Source organism: Clostridia bacterium (assembly GCA_035561135.1).
In the GTDB taxonomy this organism is placed as follows: Bacteria; Acidobacteriota; Terriglobia; order Terriglobales; family Acidobacteriaceae; genus DATMYA01.
This window is the reverse complement of record DATMYA010000085.1, coordinates 153,402-172,294: the sequence shown is the minus strand read 5'-3', so window position 1 is coordinate 172,294 and position 18,893 is coordinate 153,402. Positions and strand designations below refer to the sequence as shown.

Annotated in this window: 16 protein-coding genes; 8 read left to right on the top strand and 8 right to left on the bottom strand. The window is 57.9% G+C overall.

From position 1 onward, the window contains the following. Positions 1–90: 90 nt before the first annotated feature. The 3 genes from VN622_17385 to VN622_17375 all read right to left on the bottom strand — a co-directional run bounded on the left by VN622_17385 (position 91) and on the right by VN622_17375 (position 6,253). The gene (locus VN622_17385) at positions 91–3,351 is read right to left on the bottom strand and encodes an error-prone DNA polymerase (protein ID HWR37638.1); all 3,261 of its coding nucleotides are present in this window, start codon (positions 3,349–3,351) and stop codon (positions 91–93) included. Between the two features lie 66 nt (positions 3,352–3,417). Next, positions 3,418–5,247, bottom strand: a complete 1,830-nt coding sequence (locus VN622_17380) for a hypothetical protein (GenBank protein HWR37637.1) — start codon at positions 5,245–5,247, stop codon at positions 3,418–3,420. A 25-nt stretch (positions 5,248–5,272) separates the two neighbouring features. Beyond that, positions 5,273–6,253: a hypothetical protein gene (locus VN622_17375; GenBank protein HWR37636.1), complete on the bottom strand. Its 981-nt coding sequence runs from the start codon at positions 6,251–6,253 to the stop codon at positions 5,273–5,275. Positions 6,254–6,645: 392 nt separating this feature from the next. On the opposite strand from VN622_17375, the gene VN622_17370 reads away from it, so the two are divergent. Next, positions 6,646–7,338 (top strand): outer membrane beta-barrel protein, encoded by a 693-nt coding sequence (locus VN622_17370; protein ID HWR37635.1) that lies wholly within the window; start codon positions 6,646–6,648, stop codon positions 7,336–7,338. Between the two features lie 202 nt (positions 7,339–7,540). Then, positions 7,541–8,392, top strand: coding sequence for an alkaline phosphatase family protein (locus tag VN622_17365; protein ID HWR37634.1), 852 nt, complete (start codon positions 7,541–7,543; stop codon positions 8,390–8,392). A gap of 256 nt (positions 8,393–8,648) precedes the next feature. Here VN622_17365 and VN622_17360 read toward each other — a convergent pair whose 3' ends face one another. Beyond that, positions 8,649–10,469: an ABC-F family ATP-binding cassette domain-containing protein gene (locus tag VN622_17360; protein HWR37633.1), complete on the bottom strand. Its 1,821-nt coding sequence runs from the start codon at positions 10,467–10,469 to the stop codon at positions 8,649–8,651. Positions 10,470–10,812: 343 nt separating this feature from the next. Here VN622_17360 and egtB point away from each other — a divergent pair, with 343 nt between their 5' ends. From egtB to VN622_17345, 3 genes are all read left to right on the top strand, one after another. Then, positions 10,813–12,093 carry an ergothioneine biosynthesis protein EgtB gene (egtB, locus tag VN622_17355; GenBank protein HWR37632.1) on the top strand — a complete coding sequence of 427 codons (1,281 nt, stop codon included), beginning with the start codon at positions 10,813–10,815 and terminating at the stop codon, positions 12,091–12,093. 132 nt (positions 12,094–12,225) lie between these two features. After that, complete coding sequence (egtD, locus tag VN622_17350) at positions 12,226–13,140, top strand: L-histidine N(alpha)-methyltransferase (GenBank protein HWR37631.1); 915 nt, start codon at positions 12,226–12,228, stop codon at positions 13,138–13,140. Between the two features lie 33 nt (positions 13,141–13,173). Further along, entirely contained in the window at positions 13,174–13,560 is a 387-nt protein-coding gene (locus VN622_17345) for a DoxX family protein (GenBank protein HWR37630.1), read from the top strand. Positions 13,561–13,572: 12 nt separating this feature from the next. On the opposite strand, the gene VN622_17340 is transcribed toward VN622_17345, so the two are convergent. Both VN622_17340 and VN622_17335 read right to left on the bottom strand, forming a co-directional pair. Further along, on the bottom strand, positions 13,573–14,757 hold the full coding sequence (locus tag VN622_17340) for an NAD(P)/FAD-dependent oxidoreductase (protein ID HWR37629.1): 1,185 nt from the start codon (positions 14,755–14,757) through the stop codon (positions 13,573–13,575). Positions 14,758–14,801: 44 nt separating this feature from the next. Beyond that, positions 14,802–15,794 carry a Gfo/Idh/MocA family oxidoreductase gene (locus VN622_17335; protein ID HWR37628.1) on the bottom strand — a complete coding sequence of 331 codons (993 nt, stop codon included), beginning with the start codon at positions 15,792–15,794 and terminating at the stop codon, positions 14,802–14,804. A gap of 147 nt (positions 15,795–15,941) precedes the next feature. Here VN622_17335 and VN622_17330 point away from each other — a divergent pair, with 147 nt between their 5' ends. The 3 genes from VN622_17330 to VN622_17320 all read left to right on the top strand — a co-directional run bounded on the left by VN622_17330 (position 15,942) and on the right by VN622_17320 (position 17,601). Beyond that, a complete protein-coding gene (locus VN622_17330; GenBank protein ID HWR37627.1) occupies positions 15,942–16,562 on the top strand; it encodes a hypothetical protein in 621 nt (206 codons plus the stop codon). A 93-nt stretch (positions 16,563–16,655) separates the two neighbouring features. After that, positions 16,656–17,249, top strand: a complete 594-nt coding sequence (locus tag VN622_17325) for a hypothetical protein (GenBank protein ID HWR37626.1) — start codon at positions 16,656–16,658, stop codon at positions 17,247–17,249. Between the two features lie 142 nt (positions 17,250–17,391). Beyond that, positions 17,392–17,601 (top strand): hypothetical protein, encoded by a 210-nt coding sequence (locus VN622_17320; protein ID HWR37625.1) that lies wholly within the window; start codon positions 17,392–17,394, stop codon positions 17,599–17,601. A 272-nt stretch (positions 17,602–17,873) separates the two neighbouring features. Here VN622_17320 and VN622_17315 read toward each other — a convergent pair whose 3' ends face one another. Together VN622_17315 and VN622_17310 are read right to left on the bottom strand one after the other, a co-directional pair. Continuing rightward, positions 17,874–18,089, bottom strand: coding sequence for a hypothetical protein (locus VN622_17315; protein HWR37624.1), 216 nt, complete (start codon positions 18,087–18,089; stop codon positions 17,874–17,876). 69 nt (positions 18,090–18,158) lie between these two features. Further along, positions 18,159–18,854 (bottom strand): response regulator transcription factor, encoded by a 696-nt coding sequence (locus VN622_17310; GenBank protein ID HWR37623.1) that lies wholly within the window; start codon positions 18,852–18,854, stop codon positions 18,159–18,161. Between the last annotated feature and the right edge of the window lie 39 nt (positions 18,855–18,893).

Genomic DNA, 18,893 nt, shown 5'->3' with positions numbered 1-18,893 from the left:
GGGGCGAAACGGAAATTTTTGCCGTAACTCCGAACTACAGCACGCATGTGACTTTTTATGTCGCGAAGCGATATTGCGGGCAGAATTGAATTAATGAAAGTCGTGCGACGCGATCTCGGCGGCGCTGACGCGCATGGGTAACACGCGATCGGCTTTGACGGAGACGACTCCATCCAGGTTTTGCAGAATACCTTCAATGAAGAGAAGCCGTTCTTCGACTAGCAGCAGCCGGTTGGCTTCGAAGAGGCCGGGGGTGATGATAATGTTCGCGATTCCGGTCTCGTCCTCCAGGCTGAGGAAGACAAAGCCATGCGCGGTTCCGGGGCGTTGACGCACAATGACAGTTCCAGCAACGCGCACGCTTCGGGCATTGGGAATGTTCGCGAGTTCTGCTGCTGGCACTGCCCCCATCTTCGTCATGCGTGCGCGATGGTACGACATGGGATGCGGGCCGACGGTGAGTCCCGTGCCACGGAAGTCCGCAACCAGGCGCTCGTCGTTGGTCATGCGATTGAGAGGCGATGAGCCATCGGGCTGCGCGAGTTTTGAGAGCAGGGGACCGACGGGCTGCGAAGCCGCCTCGGCTTGCCAGAGTGCGTCGCGTCGGTGGAACTGCACGGTAGCGTGCGCGCTATTACGCGCGGGCGCTCCGGGTACGCGAACATTTATCGGTTGTTCCACACCGGGCAGGGCTTGCTGCGTAACGTCGCCCAACGAATTGAGCGCACCTATGTCGGCGAGAGCGACGAGTTCGTTCTTGCGCAACTCGGGTACACGGCGTGCAAGATCGGCAATGGACTCGAATGGGCGACGAGCACGTTCGCGCAACAATGTAAGCGCAGCGTCCTCGCGAAGACCCCGAACGTAGCGCAGGCCCATGCGAACAACCGGCTTTCCGGATTCGCCGCCGCGTGACGTGCGACGACTTTCATCTTCAGTTTCCAGTGTGCAGAGCCAGTGTGAGGTGCAGATGTCTATGGGCTTGATGAGCAGTCCATGGCGCTGCGCGTCTTTGACGATAGTGGCTGGCGAATAAAAGCCCATTGGCTGGTTATTGAGCATGGCTGCGGTGAAGGCCGCGAGGTAATGAGTCTTCAGGTACGCACTCGAGTAGGCGATTAGCGCGAAGCTGGCGGCGTGCGACTCCGGGAATCCGTAGAGTGCGAACGAGACGATGGATTGGATGATCTGCTCCTGCGCTATGGGCACGATGCCGTTGCTTGTCATGCCGCGTCGCAGCTTGACCTCAATTTCTTTCATGCGCTTTTCGGAGCGTTTGGCCCCGAGAGCTCGACGCAACTCTTCGGCCTCGCCGCCGGTAAAGTTGGCGGCGACCATGGCGATACGTAAAAGCTGTTCCTGAAAGAGTGGCACGCCAAGGGTGCGCTCGAGGATGGGCTCGAGCGAAGGATGCGCGTACTCGACTGACGTGCGGCCTTGCCGTCGCTTGATATAGGGGTTCACCATTTCGCCGACGATGGGGCCGGGACGAATGAGTGCGACCTGTATCACTATGTCGTAGAAATTCTGCGGACGAAGCCGCGGCAGGCATGACATCTGCGCGCGGCTCTCGATCTGGAACATGCCTACGGTATCGGCCTTCTGCAACGCGGCGTAAACGCCGGCATCATCGGGCGGCAGGTGCGCGAGCGAAACCTGTTCGCCGTAGTGTCGTTCGATGAGCGAGACGGAATCCTTTAATACGGCCATCATGCCAAGGCCGAGCAAATCCACCTTGATGATGCCCATGTCGGCGCAGTCTTCTTTATCCCATTGCACGACGACGCGGCCAGGCATGCTGGCAGGTTCGAGCGGGACGACGGAGTCGAGTTGTCCCTGGCAGATAACCATGCCGCCGGAGTGCTGCCCAAGATGACGCGGCAAGTCCTGCACGGCCATGCATAGGCTGAGGTATTTCTGTATTCGCGGATGGCGGAGGTCGCAACCGGCCTGACGGAATTGACGTTCCATCGTGTCGTCCGGGTCCTTGTACTCCCAGGTGCCGACGAGGTGGGAGACGCGGTCGAGCGTGTCGGCGTCGAAGTTGAGAGCCTTGCCGACCTCACGTGCGGCAGAACGTCCGCGATAGGTTATGACGTTCGCGGTCATGGCCGCGCCAAGTTTGCCGTAACGTTGATACACATACTGAATGACACGCTCGCGTTCATCGCCGCTGGGCAGGTCGAGATCGATGTCAGGCCACTCGCCCCGTTCTTCGGAAAGAAAACGTTCGAACAGCAATTCCATCCCGACGGGATCGACGGCAGTGATGCCGAGCGAGTAGCAGACTGCGCTGTTGGCGGCCGACCCGCGTCCCTGGGCGAGGATGCCTTGCTCACGGCAGAAGCGAACGAGATCCCAGACAATCAGGAAGTAGCCTTCCAGCTTGAGTTTTTCGATAAGGCATAGCTCACGCTCGATCTGGCGCCGCGCACGCTGGCGCAGATGCGCCTTCGCGGGATGTCCGTAACGCTCGCGCGCGCCTTCTTCCGTGCGCTTGCGAAGAAACGACATCATGGTGTCGCCGTCAGGCACCAGATAGCGAGGGAACTCATAACCGAGATCGGCGAGGGTGAAGCCAAGGCGATTGGAGAGTTCGACGGTGTTGGCGAGAGCTTCGGGAATGTCGGCGAAGAGGCGCGCCATCTCTACCGCGCTCTTGATGTGGCGCTCGGAATTTTTTGAGAGCAGGCGTCCGGTTGCGAGCGTGCGATGGTTTCGTATGCAGGTAAAGACATCGAGCACCTGGCGCTGTGCGGCACGCGCGTACTGCGGGGCATTGGTGGCGATGACGTGCAATCCGAGCGAGCGGGCAATCTCCAGCGACGCCTGATTGCGCGCTTCTTCAGAGCGATCGTAGTGGCGCTGGAGTTCGACGTACACGTTTTCACGTCCGAAAATGCGCGTGAGTTGCTCGACCGTGCGACGAGCTTTGTCAATGCCGCCGTGTTCGAGCGCACGAGCCAGGGGGCCGTCATCTCCGCCCGTGAGACAGATGAGTCCGGCGCTGTAGTTTGCAATCTCTTCCGGACAGGTGAAGCACTCGGTGTTCTTTCGCACGCGCAGTTTCATCTGCGTTATGAGACGGCAGAGGTTCTGATAGCCGCTGCGCTCGGAGACCAGGAGGGGCAAGCGCGACTCACCGTCCAGCGAAAGCTCACTTCCAATGTGGGCTTTGAGGCCGAGTTTCTTCGCCGCCGTGTGGAAGCGCGCAGAACCGTAAACGCCGTCGCGGTCGAGCAGCGCCATCGCCCCCACGCCGCTCTCGGCGCACACTTCCACCAGTTCTTCTGGCAGGGAAGCGCCCTCAAGAAAACTGAAGGCGGAGCGGGCGTGGAGTTCTACGAACATAAATGCAGTTGCCAGTTGTCTGTTGCCGGTTTAATGCCAATTAGTTGCCAGTTGGCGGTGCCGGTTTCAGTCGTAGCAGCCATCTACGAACCACTCGCGGGTGGTGGCATCGCAAAAGATTCGGTAGAGCGCGATGTTTGTTTGGCGCTGGGTTTCTTCCATCGAGTGCTGCGTTTCTGGCGAACGCTTGTCGAGTGCAGTTGTAGTGATGGCAACGGCGATGTCCCACTGATCGCGCTGCCAGGTACAAGCGCCGTCGAGGTCGCGATGCTTAAGGTCGGATGGTTGCGTATGTTCGTTCTGCTTCGTTTCCCGGGATTCCGAACCTTCTTCACCTGCCATCCACCAGTTGCCGTTGATGCGCCAAGGTCCGGCGGCCCACACGACATTTTCTTTCGCGCTGCGTTTCTCGCTTGCGCCCAGCGATTCGCAGCTAAGCGCGATGGGACGGCCCTCGCGCAACGCCACATCGGCCCCGAGCGGCGGGCGAAATCTTCGCAATGCAACGACCGTGCGCGTGGACGGCTCCGGCGCGGAGGTGTTCGCAAACTGCTCCGGCGATTTCGGCGTAAAGCGAGTCATGCGGAACGCATCCGGCTGGTTGGTGTCGATGGTTTCCACGGAACCAGCACGCAGTTCTCTGGTGTGCTTTGGGTGCGCGCTGGGGTGATCGCCGCACTCACGCGTGCCGCGAAGTACACGATCAATGCGCGCGAGCGTGAGTTCAAGTTTCTCCGGCTCAGGAGCCAGAGGCATGAACAGCCCGCTCTGCGTGACGCGTGGGCGTGCCGGTTCGGCGACAAGACAGAGCTTGATGACGGGTGCGCCCGGCGGATTGGAGTTCAACTCCAGGTGCAGCAGCTTCAGGAAGAGCCGCGCATCGTTCATCGGTACGGGCAATGTCAGGCGGCGCTCGATAGTGGGCATCGCATCGTCGAGTTCGTTCTGTGTAGCTATGGACTCGTCCGCCACGCGATGCTCGAGTTGCATGCGCAGGCGGAGTTCATTGGTGGCCAGCGCGCGGCCGTTCATACGCGCGCATAGCTGCTCCAGCATGCGTCCGAGCAGGAACGCCAGCGGCTCGATCAACTCAACGGGATAGTCCAGCTCAAGGGCTTCTTCAAAAGCGAGTTGCGGCTCGGCGAGAACGAGGTCGCGTGTCACTGCGCCGCGCGCGAGTTGCTGCAAGCGGACACCTTCCGCTCCCAGCCGTTCGGAGAGCGACACGGCCGGCAACGCCGCCAGCGCACGGAAGTTGCGTACGCCCCACCGGTCAAGTGTCTCCAGGATGCGAGCTGCGCGCTTCTGCGCGTCCGCAGTATCGCGGCGTTTGCGCGGACCACCGGTCGGAGCGGTGGCTGCGAAGGCGGGAGTTGCGAAAAGGTGTTCAATGTTCAGCGAGGCGAGCCGCTCGGCCTCCGTTCCGGGTTCAAGGACGGTGATGCCAGCAAAGCCGCGAGCGGCGTGCATTGCGGTGTAGGGGTTCGCCGCAACGGCAATGTTGGCTTCGAGCCCGACATCAGTCACGCGGCGCGCAAGTTCACGGGCGATTTTTTGTGGCATCCCAAAGAGCCTTTCCAGTCCAGAGAGATCAAGGAGCACGGTGTCGGACGCCGTGTCTTCCACTCGCGGAGAGAACGCGTGCGCGGCATCGAGCAGCGCGGCGTGTGCTGCTCGCTCCTGCTCATGCGACCGTAGGCATAGTGCGACCGCTACCTGCGACCGTGTGTCTCGTCGCTTTTTCGTGTCTGGATTCTTGAGGGGCGGCGTGCCTTCTATGACGACGACGGCCTGCGGACGCAACTCCGCACGCGTGCGCACGATGGCTTCAGAGAGGAAACCCGGGATGTAAACACAGGCGTACATAGGAAAAGTTCGAATTTTTTCGAAGCTCATAAGCGAGCGGCTGCGGCATGAGCGCTCATGCGGTGTCGCGCACGCGTGCGATGAAATGCGCTGACTGCACAGGTTTCTTAAATCCAGCCGATTCGGGCGAGCGAATCACCTCCACGTCGACCTCGATTCCCCGCAGGAGCATTGCGTGCGTCGGGGAAGAGACCGACACTTGCGAACGCCGTGCACGTGCGCGCTCGAATCGCAGCACGAGCGACGCACAGGCGCGTGCGTATGCCTCACGCTCGATTACCAAAAGCGAAGTTGGCGTGTTCTCCACGGCACGCCGAAAGCGGAACCACGACGTGAGCGGAACCCGCCGCGCGACGTCGTCGGGGAGGTCGGCCATGTCGATGGCCACTATTCCGAATCCACCGGCTTGCAGCAACAGGTCGGTAATTTTGAGTGCCTGTTCGAGGCGGCGAAAGGCCTTGGAGCGCGCGATCTTGTCGGCACGCGGCACAAACGCCGGCTTCTCCAGAAGGTCGTGGCCGCCAAAGTCATTTCCAGCGAAGCGCTGCGTGCGCTTCTCTTTCGCCTGTTGCGCACCGTTGCAGCGAATCCAGAGCAACTGGCTGAGTTCGACGCCGGCAGCCGCAGCGGATTCGGGATCAAAGCTGTCGGTGGTATCAACCAGGGCGCAAACTTCTCCGCGCCCGGTAGCAGCGGCAAGTGAAGCCAGCAGAACGCTGGTGCGTCCCGATGACGCAGAACCGTAGATTTCTGTGAGCGCGCCACGAGGCAAGCCGCTCACAACGGCATCGAGCGGTGCGATGCCTGTCGATAGAACCTGTAGGGCTTCACGCTTCGGCAACTCCGTGGCAGCAACCATCTGGTAAGCGAGGTTGCCGAGGCTGTTGCGGATAGACTGCACACGCGCGCGTTGGTCGTCTGCCCGTGCGTCAGCAGAAGCATTTGAAGCTGCGAGTTCCGCCGCCGGTAATTTCGAAGTGGCGGATGCACCTTCTCCGCTACGAGCGAAGAAGGGCAAGGGTGCGGGCCCTTTCATGGAGTACCTCAAGAAACGGCGTGGGGAGCGAAGCTGGAAGCCATGATGCTGGGCTGCTGGGTCCATTTTCGCTTTTTATTCGCCTGCGAATGGGATTCTGCTACGGCTGCGGCGGCTTGTCAAGCATACGAAAAATGCAACATGAAACAAGCCGTTGAGACCAGCAAATCCTCAAGGCGTTCTGTACTCCGTTGGATGCAAAAACGCAGGACGCAAAAAGGCAACTTAGGTCAGAACGCGATTGCATAACGCGACTCAATCCGAAATCGGCATCCCACTGGCTCTCGGTTAGGCGATCTCTCCTGAATGCGTGCTCTGTCACTTACTCGTGAATAGCTGCTCTGGTAAACTCTCGCGGTTTTCTGAATACAATTCCCGTCTCTTGGAGTGATATGCGCCGCTTACTTTTGTGCGTTCTTTTAGCATTTGTGTCTATGTCGGCCCTGGCACAGGAATCCTATGTAGGACGTTACAATGCATTTACTGGATTTTCTTACCTGTCCACGCCGAAGATGAACCTGTTTCAGCGCGGGTTCAATGGCGAGGCCGGTATCAATGTAAACCGGTGGCTAGCGTTGGGTGCCGATTTCAGCATGTTCAAAGGCCACAGCTCACTAACGCCGGAAGAACTGACCGACGCTCATCAGGCGAATTTGGCTCCGCTGCTTCCGTTGCTTCCGCCAGGCACGAAGCTGTCGGTTCCTTACGACGCAGAAACGTACACGTTCAGCGCAGGGCCGCAAGTCAACATTCGCAAGCTGAATGCGGTGACGTTTTTCGTTCGCCCGGCCTTTGGCATCTTGTACGAGAAGGTGACAGGCAAGCCGGATAATCCACTCGCGACAACTGTTGTGACCGGGCTCGTCGGGCCAAGTAAAGCGAAGAGCGACACCGTGCTGTTCTACGGCTTCGGTGGCGGTATGGACCTTAATGTCTCCAAGCACGTTGCGTTGCGGTTTGCGGCCGACTTCGTGCACACGAACCTTTTCGAAGGCATGTTGAGGGAAGGTCGAAACAGTGTTCGCTTCTCGACAGGCCCGACGTTTCGCTTTGGAAAGAATGTCGGCGGAAAGAGCGTTCACTAGGAATCAAAACTCATGAAGCGACGCCACGCTTCTGGGATAAACGCAACGAAGCCGCTGAGAAATCAGCGGCTTTTCCGTTCTGTGTCGCACGTCGAAAATCGTGCTTACCATGTCTATTGCTTTCAGTGCATGACACCATGAGCTTTGGTTAAAGCTTGAGCCAGAGTTGAGCGACATCTACGTTCCTTGCTGGAGGTGTCGCATGAAGAAGCTGCTCGTGATTGTTTGCGTTGTGATGATGGCGGGAATCCTTGCGTCCGCACAGGTTCCTTCGGCTGGTCATGTGTTCGTGGTCGTCCTGGAAAACCATGGATACACGAGCGTGATTGGCAATTCGTCAATGCCGTACCTGAACAGCCTCGCAAGGAGGTACGGATTGGCGACACAGTATTACGCGAATGCTCACCCCTCGCTCACGAACTACTTCGTGATGACCACCGGAAGAACAATCACATTCAACGACAGTTTTTCCAGCAAGGTTACCGCCGACAACATCGTCCGGCGGTTATTGATCTCGGGTAAGACATGGAAGGCTTACGCCGAGGGATTGCCCTACGCCGGCTATACGGGGGGCGACAGGACCGGCTATGTGAAGCACCACAACCCATTCGCTTATTTTGTGGACGTGGTGAATAGCAGGTCTGAACGGCTAAACATGGTACCGTTTTCGCGATTCGCGACCGACAGGAGAAACAACGCGCTGCCGCGCTACTCTTTCGTCATTCCAAACAATTGTCATAATGCGCACGATTGTTCCCTGGGAACGGCAGACGCCTGGCTCAAGAAGAATTTCGCGCCGCTCCTTTCCACTTCCAGTTTCCAAAAAGATGGTTTGCTGATCATTGTCTTCGATGAAGCGAATTTCGGTGATAGAACGCACGGAGGCGGACGCGTGGCGTTCGTGGCTGTTGGTCCCAAGGTGAAGTCGAACTACAGATCATCAACATTCTTCCAGCATCAGAGCCTGCTGAGAACGACGATGTCGGCGCTAGGTATGAGGAACTTCATAGGCGCCTCAATTACCGCGCCGAGCATGAAGGGATTTTTCAAGTAAAGCAACAGAACGTGAGCTTCTGAGCCGCTGAGCTCCTGAGCTGTCGAGTTTTGTTGTTTGATGAGCGGAGCGACGAAGTCGCGGAGTCGAAGGACCCCTACGATCAGCACGAAGCTGGCAAAAGGGATCCCTCGACTCGGGCTTAAGCCCTCGTTCAGGATGACAGGATCTTTCGCAAAGCTTAGTAGCTGTAGCTTAGTAGCTTAAAAGCTTCGCTTTCAGCTCTCTCTTTTGAGCGAACCACCCCGCGGTTACGTCAGCTTTTCTTTTCTTCTAACTCTGCCCAGCGGGCGTAGAGCTCATCGACGATCTTCTGCGCTTCCTCAATTTCGGCGTGGACACTGAGCAGGCTCGCGGAGTCGGTCGCGATAGCGGGGTTTTCGGCGGCTTCGCGTTTTGCTGCGAGTAACTGCTCGGCATCGGCAATGCGCTGTTCGAGCGTGGCGTATTCGCGCGCTTCCTTGTAGGAGAGTTTCTTTTTCGCTGACACGGGAGGTGCGACCGGAGGGGAATTGCGCGCCGGTTGATCGCCGTTTACTGGGGTGGCAGATTTCTCGGCCTGCTTGCGCTCGGCTTGCCAAAGGTCCCACTGCGAGTAGTCGGCAAAGCGTTCAGCTGCGCCCTGGCCATCGAGCCCAAGGACAACAGTCGAGACGCGATCCAGCATGTAGCGATCGTGAGTGACGAGCACGAGCGCGCCACTGTACTCGAGCAGGCTCTCTTCGAGAATCTCCAGCGTCGGGATGTCGAGATCGTTCGTGGGCTCGTCGAGCAGCAGCACGTCCGCGGGCTGAAGCATGAGCTGTGCAATGAGCACGCGGGCACGCTCTCCGCCGGAGAGGCGTCCGACGGGCTGGTTGAGTTGCTCGCTGAGGAACAGGAAGCGTGACGCCCATGAAGCGACGTGAACCACCCGGTCCTGGTAGATGACCGAGTCGCCATGCGGCGCGAGCGCGCGGCGCAGAGTGATGTCAGGATCGAGCTGCCGGTTCTGATCGAAGTACACAATGCGCAACTGGTCGGCTCGGTGGATCTTGCCAGAGTCTGCGTTGGCCTCGCCACGCAGCAGTCGCAGCAGTGTTGTTTTCCCACTGCCGTTGGGCCCGACAAGTCCAACGCTCATGCCTGCGGTAATCGCGAAATCGAGGTTCTCGAAGAGCGTGCGTCCGCCAATCGAGTAAGTGACGCCTTTCAGCTCGATCAGGCGCTTGGTCTGGCGATCCGTGGCAGAGAAGTCAATCTTCGCGGCCGCCGTGCGAGTGCGCGCATTCAGGTCGGCAAGCTCGCCGATGAGTTCGTTCGCCTTGTCGATGCGGGCTTTGGCCTTGGTGGCGCGCGCCTTGGGACCGCGACGCAGCCACTCAATTTCGGTGCGAACACGATTCTCGAGCGCATCTTGGTGTTTGGCTTGCGCGTGCAGGAACTCTTCTTTCTTCTCTAGGAACCTGCTGTAGTTTCCGTTCACACGCAGAATGCCGTCGGGGTAAGCGCGATTCAGTTCTGCCATCTCGGTGGCGACGTTTTCCAGAAAATAGCGATCGTGGCTGACGACTACGCAAGCGAACGGCGCGTTTTTCAGAAGCGTTTCGAGCCAATCGATTCCGGCGAGGTCGAGGTGGTTTGTAGGTTCGTCCAGCAGCAGGATGTCTGGCGCCTGCACCAGTGCCTCGACGATGGCGAGGCGCTTGCGCCAGCCACCCGAGAGTGCGGCGGCTTCGGCATCGAAGTCTTCGAAGCCTGCGCGCCCGAGTGTTTCGGCGAGGCGAGTGTCGTGCTCAGACTCAAGCACGGCGGCGCGTTGCAGGGCGTCGCTGATAACGGAACGCACGGTCGCGCCGGGAGTGAACTGCGATTCCTGTACGACGTAGCTGAGGGTCGCGCGCTTGCGTACGGCGACTTCCCCGATATCGCTGTCTATATCTCCCGCGAGAATGCCGAGCAATGTGGACTTGCCGGAACCGTTTGGCCCGATGAGGCCGATACGCTCACCTTCGGAAACGGTGAACGAGACGTTCTGGAAAAGCGGCGCGGCACCGTAGGTTTTCGACAGGCCTTGTGCGTTGAGAATCGGCGGCAATGACTGGTTACGTTCCTTTGTTGGTCTCTTTTGAGGATATCAGGAGTGCCGCGTTCTCGAACTTCGTCAACTCGCTCAGGCCGCAAGTTCCGAATTTTCAAATTCTTGACTGACGTTCATTTCGGAGCGCATTCGCGTGGTGACTTTAGGTTTGCGAGGTGGAGAGTTGAAATCCGTGGTTACCAAGTAGTAAATGGTATGAGCGGTCCTCGCACAGCCGTCAAGATGAAGGTCAACTCGTGTTGCAGGATTGTTAGCGCAACCTGCGGGAACCCGGTGCGCATCAGCCAAAGCACCTGTCTTTGCAACCGCCGTGCAGACGCGCATGGTTGAAGGAGGAACGATGTCAACGGCTGTCCACGGGCACCTATCGCCGATTGCCGACGGGCTTGCGCGGAGATTCATCGCAGTACGTACGCTGAGTATGCGCCTGACTGAGAACCTCTCTGCCGAGGACCAGATGCTGCAGTCAATGCCCGACGCGAGTCCGATCAAATGGCATCTTGCGCATACGACATGGTTCTTCGAGACGTTTATCTTGCGGGACCACGTTCGTGCGTACAAGCCGCTGGATGAGCGTTACAGGTACCTCTTCAATTCCTATTACAAACAAATCGGCGGGCATCCTTACCGCGGATCGCGCGGGTTGATGTCGCGTCCGTCGCTGCAACAAGTGGATGAGTACCGCCGCCACGTGGACGCAGCCGTGCTTGCAGAATTGGAGACGGCAAGCGACGAGGTGCTTCGGTTGGTAGAACTCGGCATCAACCACGAGCAACAGCATCAAGAGCTAATGGTGACGGACATCAAACATGCTCTGTGGTCAGGCCCGCTGCTGGCAGAGGCAGCGAACGCCGGGCCTCGTCCGGCGGCGATCGCTCCGCGACTAACCTTTATCGATGTCGAGGGCGGTGTCGTGCCGGTCGGGCACGAAGGCGACGGCTTTGCTTTCGACAACGAAGGCCCTCGGCATGAAGTGCTGCTGCGGCCATCCCAGATTGCATCGCGACCAGTAACGAACGCCGAATACATGGAGTTCATGGCCGATGACGGCTATCGGCGTCCCGAGTTGTGGCTGTCCGATGGTTGGGACATGGTTTGTGCGCAGGGCTGGAATTCACCGCTGTACTGGGAGCGCATCGACGATGGCTGGTGCGAGCGCACCAGGGATGAGGTCAGGAACGTGAACGCGGCGGAACCTGTGTGCCACATCAGCTACTACGAGGCGGATGCGTACGCGCAGTGGGTCGGCGTTCGACTCCCCGGTGCACGACTGCCGCGGGAAGAGGAGTGGGAGGTAGTCGCGACGCGCACGCCTGCAACGGGCACACTGCTGGACGTCAATGTTCTGCATCCGCAGCCCGCTGCGGGAGAGGGAATGCAGCAGCTGTTCGGAGATGTTTGGGAATGGACGGCGAGTCCGTACGTCGCGTACCCGGGTTACAAAGCTGCGGCCGGCGCAATCGGTGAATACAACGGGAAGTTCATGTGCAACCAGCTTGTGTTGCGCGGCGGTTCCTGCGCGACTCCGGCGGACCACATCCGTGCAAGCTACCGGAATTTCTTCCCGCCACATGCGAGATGGCAATTCTCGGGCGTACGTCTTGCGAAGGACGTGGAGTAGCCCGCTCCATAACGATTTCGAATTTGTGAGGATTTCTGGATGGGGATGACTACATCGGCGAGCACCTATTGGCCTATGCCTGGCGGTCAAGCACGCTTTCGGCTAAGCGAGCTAAGCTCGGCTTCACGAACAATGAAAGAAGAAGTGCTCGAGGGACTGCGGCGTCTGCCGAAGACGACCCCGGCCAAGTACTTCTACGACGAACGCGGTTCGGCGCTATTCGAGGAGATATGTGCTCTGCCTGAGTACTACCCGACGCGCACGGAAAAAGCTCTTCTGACGAACAACGCGAATGAGTTGCTGCGGAGCTTGGGACGGGAGTTGTGTCTCATCGAGCTCGGCGCGGGCAATTGCGACAAGGGCAGATTGCTGCTGCAGACCGGCGCAGTATCGACGTTTGTCCCAGTGGATATCTCAACCGAACACTTGAGAACTGCCGGGCTGGATATTGCAAACTCGTTCGCCGGGATTTCTGTGCACGCCGTCGCGATGGACTTCCTGGCTGGCCTCGGAAGATTGGAAGCGCTGCTGCCGGAAGCGGGCCGGCGGGTGCTTCTGTATGCGGGCTCAAGCATTGGCAATTTCGATCCCCTCGAAGCGTGTGCGCTCCTTTCGCAGTGCCGCGCGGTGCTGGGCGATGATGGCGCACTGCTGATCGGCTTCGATCTCAAGAAAGATCGCAACGTGCTGGTTCGCGCCTACAACGACGCTCAGGGCGTGACGGCGGCATTCAATCTGAACCTGCTTGCTCGTTTCAATCGCGAGCTGGACGCCGACTTTGACCTGAATGCGTTTCGGCACGTCGCCTGGTTCAACGAGGAATTCAGCCGAATCGAGATGCATCTGGAAAGCGCAAAGAGACAGGAAGTGAGAGTGGCCGGAGAGCGCGTGGCCTTCGAGGCGATGGAGCGAATCCACACGGAAAATTCGTACAAGTATGGCGTGGATGGTTTCGATGCTCTCGCCGGCGATGCGGGATTCAGGCGAATGGCGTTGCGGATTGACGGAGCTCGCTACTTCGCGGTGGGGCTGTACGGGGTGGCATAAACGAGGGCGGCTGTTTGGTAAGCGAGGTCTTCGATGTTTCCACAGTTAGCGCGGTTCACGGATGTCGCTTTACTGTTGGTTCGAATGATGGTGGCCGCAATCTTCATCTCGAGCGGGTGGAGTCATCTTAGCGATGCTGAAGCTCGCAGCAAGAGCATAGGAATGAGTAAGGGCTTCACATTGCTCCTCGGTGCGGCAGAATTGCTTGGGGCGCTCGGCATCCTCTTCGGTGTGCTGACCCAACTGGCTGCCTTAGGACTGATCCTCGTCATGCTGGGCGCCATACAGAAGAAAGCCACGGTTTGGCACACCGGCTTCTGGGGAGAAAGCGGAACGTACGGCTGGCATTATGACTTAATGCTGGTGCTGATGTGCCTCGTCATCATCGTGACGGATGGCGGTAGGCTGGTTCTGCTCTAGCAATTAGTGACCCTAGATTGCTTGTCCGGCGCAGAAGCCAGATGCCCACGCCCATTGGAAATTGAATCCACCAAGGTGTCCGGTCACGTCCACAACTTCTCCGATGAAAAACAGCCCGGGAACTCTGCGGCTCTCCATCGTCTTGGCCGAGAGCTCGGCGGTATCGACGCCGCCCGCCGTGACTTCTGCTTTGTCGTACCCTTCCGTGTCTTCGGGCAGCACTTCCCAACGATGTACCTGTCGTTCGACTTCGGCGAGAGCCTGATTTGTCCATCCGGCGGGCTGGTACAGATCGAGCCAACGTTCGGCGAAGCGGTTGGGGAGCGTGGCGCGAAATGCAGCTTTGGCCGAGGCAATGTCGCGCCGGGCTTTCGGGTCACGCAGCGGAGCGGTGACTTCGCGATTGGGTGCGAGATCGATAACCACCGCGTCAGATTTGTTCCAGTATGACGAGATCTGAAGTATCGCTGGGCCGCTCAGTCCACGATGCGTGATGAGCATCTTTTCGCGGAAGTGCTGGCGGCTGCGTCCGTCGGCGACGGACGCAATGATTTCCGTCGAGACTCCGGCGAGATCGCAGAAGCGCTGGCGATCGTCTGGATTGAAGGTGAGCGGCACGAGGCCCGGGCGACATTCGCGGATGCGATGGCCGAACTGCCGCGCGAGTTCGTATCCGAAAGCGGTTGCGCCCATCTTCGGGATCGATAACCCGCCGGTCGCGACCACGAGCGCAGGTGCCTGGAATTCGTCTTCTCCAGCGCGCACGGTGAATCCGCTGCCATGCACCACCTCGCGCACAGGCGTTTTCGGAAGAATACGGACGCCCGCGCGACGGCACTCTTCCTCCAGCATTCCAAGAATATCGCCCGCTGAGCGGTCGCAGAAAAGCTGTCCGAGTGTCTTCTCGTGATAAGGGATGCGATGCTTTTCGACGAGCGCGATGAAGTCCGATGGGGTGTAGCGGGCCAGCGCCGACTTGCAGAAGTGAGGGTTGGCGGAGAGGAAGTTTTCCGGCTGGCAGTGCAGGTTCGTGAAATTACAACGTCCGCCGCCGGAGATCAGGATTTTCTTGCCAACGCGTTCCGCGTGATCGAGCACGGCGATGCGACGCCCGCGCTTGCCGGCTTCCATGGCGCACATGAGACCGGCGGCGCCGCCACCCAAAATGATCGCATCGAAAGTTTGAGTCACGCTTATGCGAATCTAACAGAAAGGCCCGGCATCGACCGACGGAGCGACTGTCAGGCTAAGTCTTCTGCGTGTCCCGATTTCGCGCTGCGATAAGCGGCGTCGAGGATTCGCTGGTTGATCGCGCCCTCCTGCCCAGGCACGGGAAACTGCTGCCGTCCCTCAACCGCCGCGGAAAAGGCATCGACCTGCAGAACGTAAGCGCGTGCGTTATCGACGACCTCGTTCTCTGCCGCGCCCTCATTGGGGATGAAATCTATAGTGACGGGATGGTTGATGGTCAGCCCGTTCCTTGCCGTCAAGACTCCCTCGGTGCCGACGACTTCCAGCAACGTTCGATAAGGCGAGCGATAGGAAACCGTCACCGTTCCAAGCGCGCCTTTGGGGAACAGCAGGCTGATTGCAGCAGAGGCTTCCACTTCGCTGAAGTTTTCATCCTGTTCTGCCAACGCGCTGACCCTTATGGGGTCGTCGCCGAGGATGTATCGAAGGGCGTCAATACAGTGAACGCCGATATCGTTAATCGGTCCGCCGCCGGAGATGGCTGCATTCCTGAGCCACGCTCTTGAGCTTTCTGTTCCCAGGAACGAGAAGTCGCATCGCGCGGCGACCACAGTGCCGAGGTCTCCCCGCAGAACTCGTTCGCGAAAGCGATTTACGCTTTCCGCGAAACGGAAGCACTGTGCGATACCAAGTTGAACACCCGCGGAATCTGCCGCGGCGATCATCTGTTCGGCTTGCTCAATGTTCATCGCCATCGGCTTCTCGCAAAGAATGTGCTTGCCGTGGCGTGCTGAGGTCAGGACATCGGAGAGGTGAAGGGAATTCGGGGTTGTGACGAATACGGCGTCCACGTCAGGACACCGGCAGAGCTCCTCGGTAGTCGCAAAGACATTTGGAATGCCGTAGTGCTCCGCATTCTCCCGCGCTTTGGTCTGATCGCGTCTTGAAAGAGCAACTGCAACCGACTGCTCGGATTTCTGAAATGCGGGCATCAAGCGGCGAACTGCATGCAGACCAAACCCGACGATTCCGTACCTGACCATGAGTGCCCTCGTGCGGTGTCCAACAATGCTTCGATATGTGCGTTGGCTAGCGCATAGCGCGAGCGTCGACGCGGAGTCCATAGTACATCCGTATCTATTGCTATCTGTTGGCTGAGGAGGCTACATGCTTCGGAGAACACGGAGACCGTGCCGGAACAGCTGCGACATTGGGAGAATAGGGTAAGAGAAGCGCTGTTATCGCCAGTAATCTGGAACGACAACCAAGTTCGGCGTAATCTGCTGACCATGAGCAGACATCCATTCGCCTTCGCTCTCGTTGCATTTCTCCTGTTGGTATCAGGCGTTGCACAGGAACCGGCATCTCCTGAACGAATGGCGATATCCCCATTTCGCAGTATTGTGAAACCACAGGGATGGGAATTGCCGAAGCATCGTCGCGCGAAGTCACGCAAGCTGTTCGTTGCACCTGCGGGCCAGCCAAAAGTTACTCGCGTCTATGTGTCAGAGTTTGGCAGTTCGCAGCCCATGTTCCTGCCGTGGTACTACATCGAAAACGACCGACTGATGCTTTACTCTTTCAAATTCCGACTCCCGACGTTACTGATGTTCGAGGTGGATGGAAAGCCGTTCAGATACACTGCGGCGGCAGTCGGGAGCCACATCGGGGCGAGTGCAAACGCAACGTGGACAGACCGCGACGGAGATGGAACATTTGAGGAGTTTCGATGGGCATCATCCCCGACGGAAGACTTGCCGAAATGGATCAAGGTAGCCAGTACCACCGACAAGTCATCAGGTAACAGATAGTTGGTGATATATCTGTACAGCTATCGCGAAAAGGGAAGACTTCTGCGAATTCCCGTATCAATTTCTAACGCTCCTGCGTAGAATTTTTGGCCAATGAACAAACCGTCGGTTAAGAAAGCTCATGTAACGAAAGAAAGAGATCTTAGGATACACGCCGAGCTGTGGCACACATCCAATTGCCTACTCAAGGCCGGCAAACTCGAAAAAGAGGGTTCAGCACATCAATTCAGGGCAAGCCTGATTTTCCGCGCGTTCTGCCTTGAAGCATTCTTGAACTGGCTTGGCCAGCAGCTTGTGCCGCACTGGAAATATCTGGAGCAGATCAAGACACTTCAGAAATTAGAGCTGTTGGCTGACTTGGTGAAGGTTGAGCCCGATTACGGTTCACACCCCTGGCAGATCGTGAAACTTCTCTTTCAGTTCAGAAATGAGGTTGCCCACGGTAAACCCGTATTGCTGACTAGTGAGAGCTATGAGGACTTGAATGATTTCCTTGATGGAAAGCTAGGCGAGCCCGTCAGGGCGCAGTGGGAGAAGTTTTGCACGGAAGAGAACGCCGTTCGTGCGCAGCAAGACGTAGAGAGGATTGCTAACATCCTGTACGACGCATCCGGCATTGCGAAAACAAACAAGGGGCCGATAGGTCCGTTCGCTTTTGGGTTTCAGATTCACTCAGCAACGTGCTGAGATCCAATTCGTGCGGTGTGCCCTTATCACTGTGCATAAATCGTCATCGCACACCCTATCCAGAGTGGCACTATAGCGTGTGCTAAGGGCTGTTATCGACAGTAATCTTGAATGCGCCGTGATTACGTTGTAGGTTCGGCACATGCTGCTCAGTCGAAATCTGATACGCAAGTCCTCACTAGTCTTGTGCGGCGTATTCATTCTGGTGTACATATCCGCCAAGTACCACTTCTTCACTTCATACTTCGGAACGAGTAGCGAACTGTATCTTCGTGAACACAGCGTTTACTGGGCGGTGATGGCTGCGCTGGCTCTAGCCGTGTGGATTCTGGAAAGCCGATACGAGAGATAGTTGTTGGTATATCCCCTTCTCACACATAATCCAGAGTGTCACAATACCGATGCGAAGGCCTGTTCGCATTCACAAAGAACGGAACTCATGCGCGTGATACGCACAAACGGATTCTACTTTTGTGCCGTACAACCGGTTTGGATCTTGGCTTGTGTCGCCGTTCTAGTCAGAACTCTGCTACTGCGAACTTACGACGCGCAGGAACTTGAGCTTTTCCTGATGCTTGCGTTGTCTTGGCCTATCTGTTTTGCGGCGCTTGGAATCTACTTGTACTACTTGTACGTTTTCAATTCGGTACCTACACTCACGATGGCATCGCTGTTCTCGATGTGGGCATTATTCTTCGTGGCTGGATGGCTCCAATGGTTCGTGGTACTGCCGCCAATCGTTACGAAGGTGAGATCAGCGTTGTCAACGCAAGTGTCGACCGTAAGCTGCGTACCGAAGGCGAGCGAACCCGCTGAGCATAGCGATAGGTGACGCGACATCGCTTTCTCGCACCCTGTCGCGCCTGCCTCTGTGGGTGCCTTCTCTCGACGTGCAGAGCGGATTGCTGATCAGTGAACTGCCGGGACAGCATTGGCATGAGCCGAGCTATCGTGCAGCCAGAGGACGATGAGGTCGGCACGGCGTCTTACGGAGTACTTGTTCAGAAGGTTCGAGACGTGGAACTTGACCGTGCGCTCGGAGATATTGAGGTGATTCGCGATCTCTTTGTTCGACTCGTTTTTCAACAAGGCGTCGAGGACGTCCCGCTCACGACGGCTAAGTTTTGCGGGTAGATTGTAGTTCTTCACCTCGGCGGCAACGTCGAGAATAGATTCGACAAAGCGCGAGAGTACGGCCCGGGGAACCCAATATCCGCCTTCGGCTACGGCTTTGACTGCGCGCCGCAACTGGCCATCGATTTCATCGTAAGAGAGAAGGCCTTTCACGCCAAGGCGCAACAAGGCGAACGCCTGCGGTTCCGCCAACTTTTCGGAAACGATAAGTATCCTCGCCTTGGGATGCAGTTCCAGAATGCGTCCACAAAGCTGCTTGCCCTTTCCCTGATCGCGGGCGTCCATGACGTAGGTTGTGGCGCGCGGGAGTGGCATCCCCGAGTCATCGCCGGACTGGGACCAGTCGAGCAGGCGATGTTGCAGTTCTATGCCGGGCATTTTGGCCAGTGCCCGGTTCAGTTGCTCAATTACGACGGGATGATCCGATAGAACACAGGTGCTGACCTGGTTTGTTTGTTTCTTGCCTGCCATAAAGTGGGAACCAAAAATGCTTAAATCGGACGTTAACCA

What these genes read in the sequence shown, in the direction of transcription:
- egtB (HWR37632.1), top strand. Translation starts at nt 10,813, where the DNA reads ATGTCAACGGCTGTCCACGGGCACCTATCGCCGATTGCCGACGGGCTT.
- VN622_17345 (HWR37630.1), top strand. Translation starts at nt 13,174, where the DNA reads ATGTTTCCACAGTTAGCGCGGTTCACGGATGTCGCTTTACTGTTGGTT.
- VN622_17375 (HWR37636.1), bottom strand. Translation starts at nt 6,253, where the DNA reads ATGAAAGGGCCCGCACCCTTGCCCTTCTTCGCTCGTAGCGGAGAAGGT.
- VN622_17335 (HWR37628.1), bottom strand. Translation starts at nt 15,794, where the DNA reads ATGGTCAGGTACGGAATCGTCGGGTTTGGTCTGCATGCAGTTCGCCGC.
- VN622_17370 (HWR37635.1), top strand. Translation starts at nt 6,646, where the DNA reads ATGCGCCGCTTACTTTTGTGCGTTCTTTTAGCATTTGTGTCTATGTCG.
- VN622_17320 (HWR37625.1), top strand. Translation starts at nt 17,392, where the DNA reads ATGCTGCTCAGTCGAAATCTGATACGCAAGTCCTCACTAGTCTTGTGC.
- VN622_17365 (HWR37634.1), top strand. Translation starts at nt 7,541, where the DNA reads ATGAAGAAGCTGCTCGTGATTGTTTGCGTTGTGATGATGGCGGGAATC.
- egtD (HWR37631.1), top strand. Translation starts at nt 12,226, where the DNA reads ATGAAAGAAGAAGTGCTCGAGGGACTGCGGCGTCTGCCGAAGACGACC.
- VN622_17310 (HWR37623.1), bottom strand. Translation starts at nt 18,854, where the DNA reads ATGGCAGGCAAGAAACAAACAAACCAGGTCAGCACCTGTGTTCTATCG.
- VN622_17380 (HWR37637.1), bottom strand. Translation starts at nt 5,247, where the DNA reads ATGAGCTTCGAAAAAATTCGAACTTTTCCTATGTACGCCTGTGTTTAC.
- VN622_17315 (HWR37624.1), bottom strand. Translation starts at nt 18,089, where the DNA reads ATGTCGCGTCACCTATCGCTATGCTCAGCGGGTTCGCTCGCCTTCGGT.
- VN622_17325 (HWR37626.1), top strand. Translation starts at nt 16,656, where the DNA reads ATGAACAAACCGTCGGTTAAGAAAGCTCATGTAACGAAAGAAAGAGAT.
- VN622_17385 (HWR37638.1), bottom strand. Translation starts at nt 3,351, where the DNA reads ATGTTCGTAGAACTCCACGCCCGCTCCGCCTTCAGTTTTCTTGAGGGC.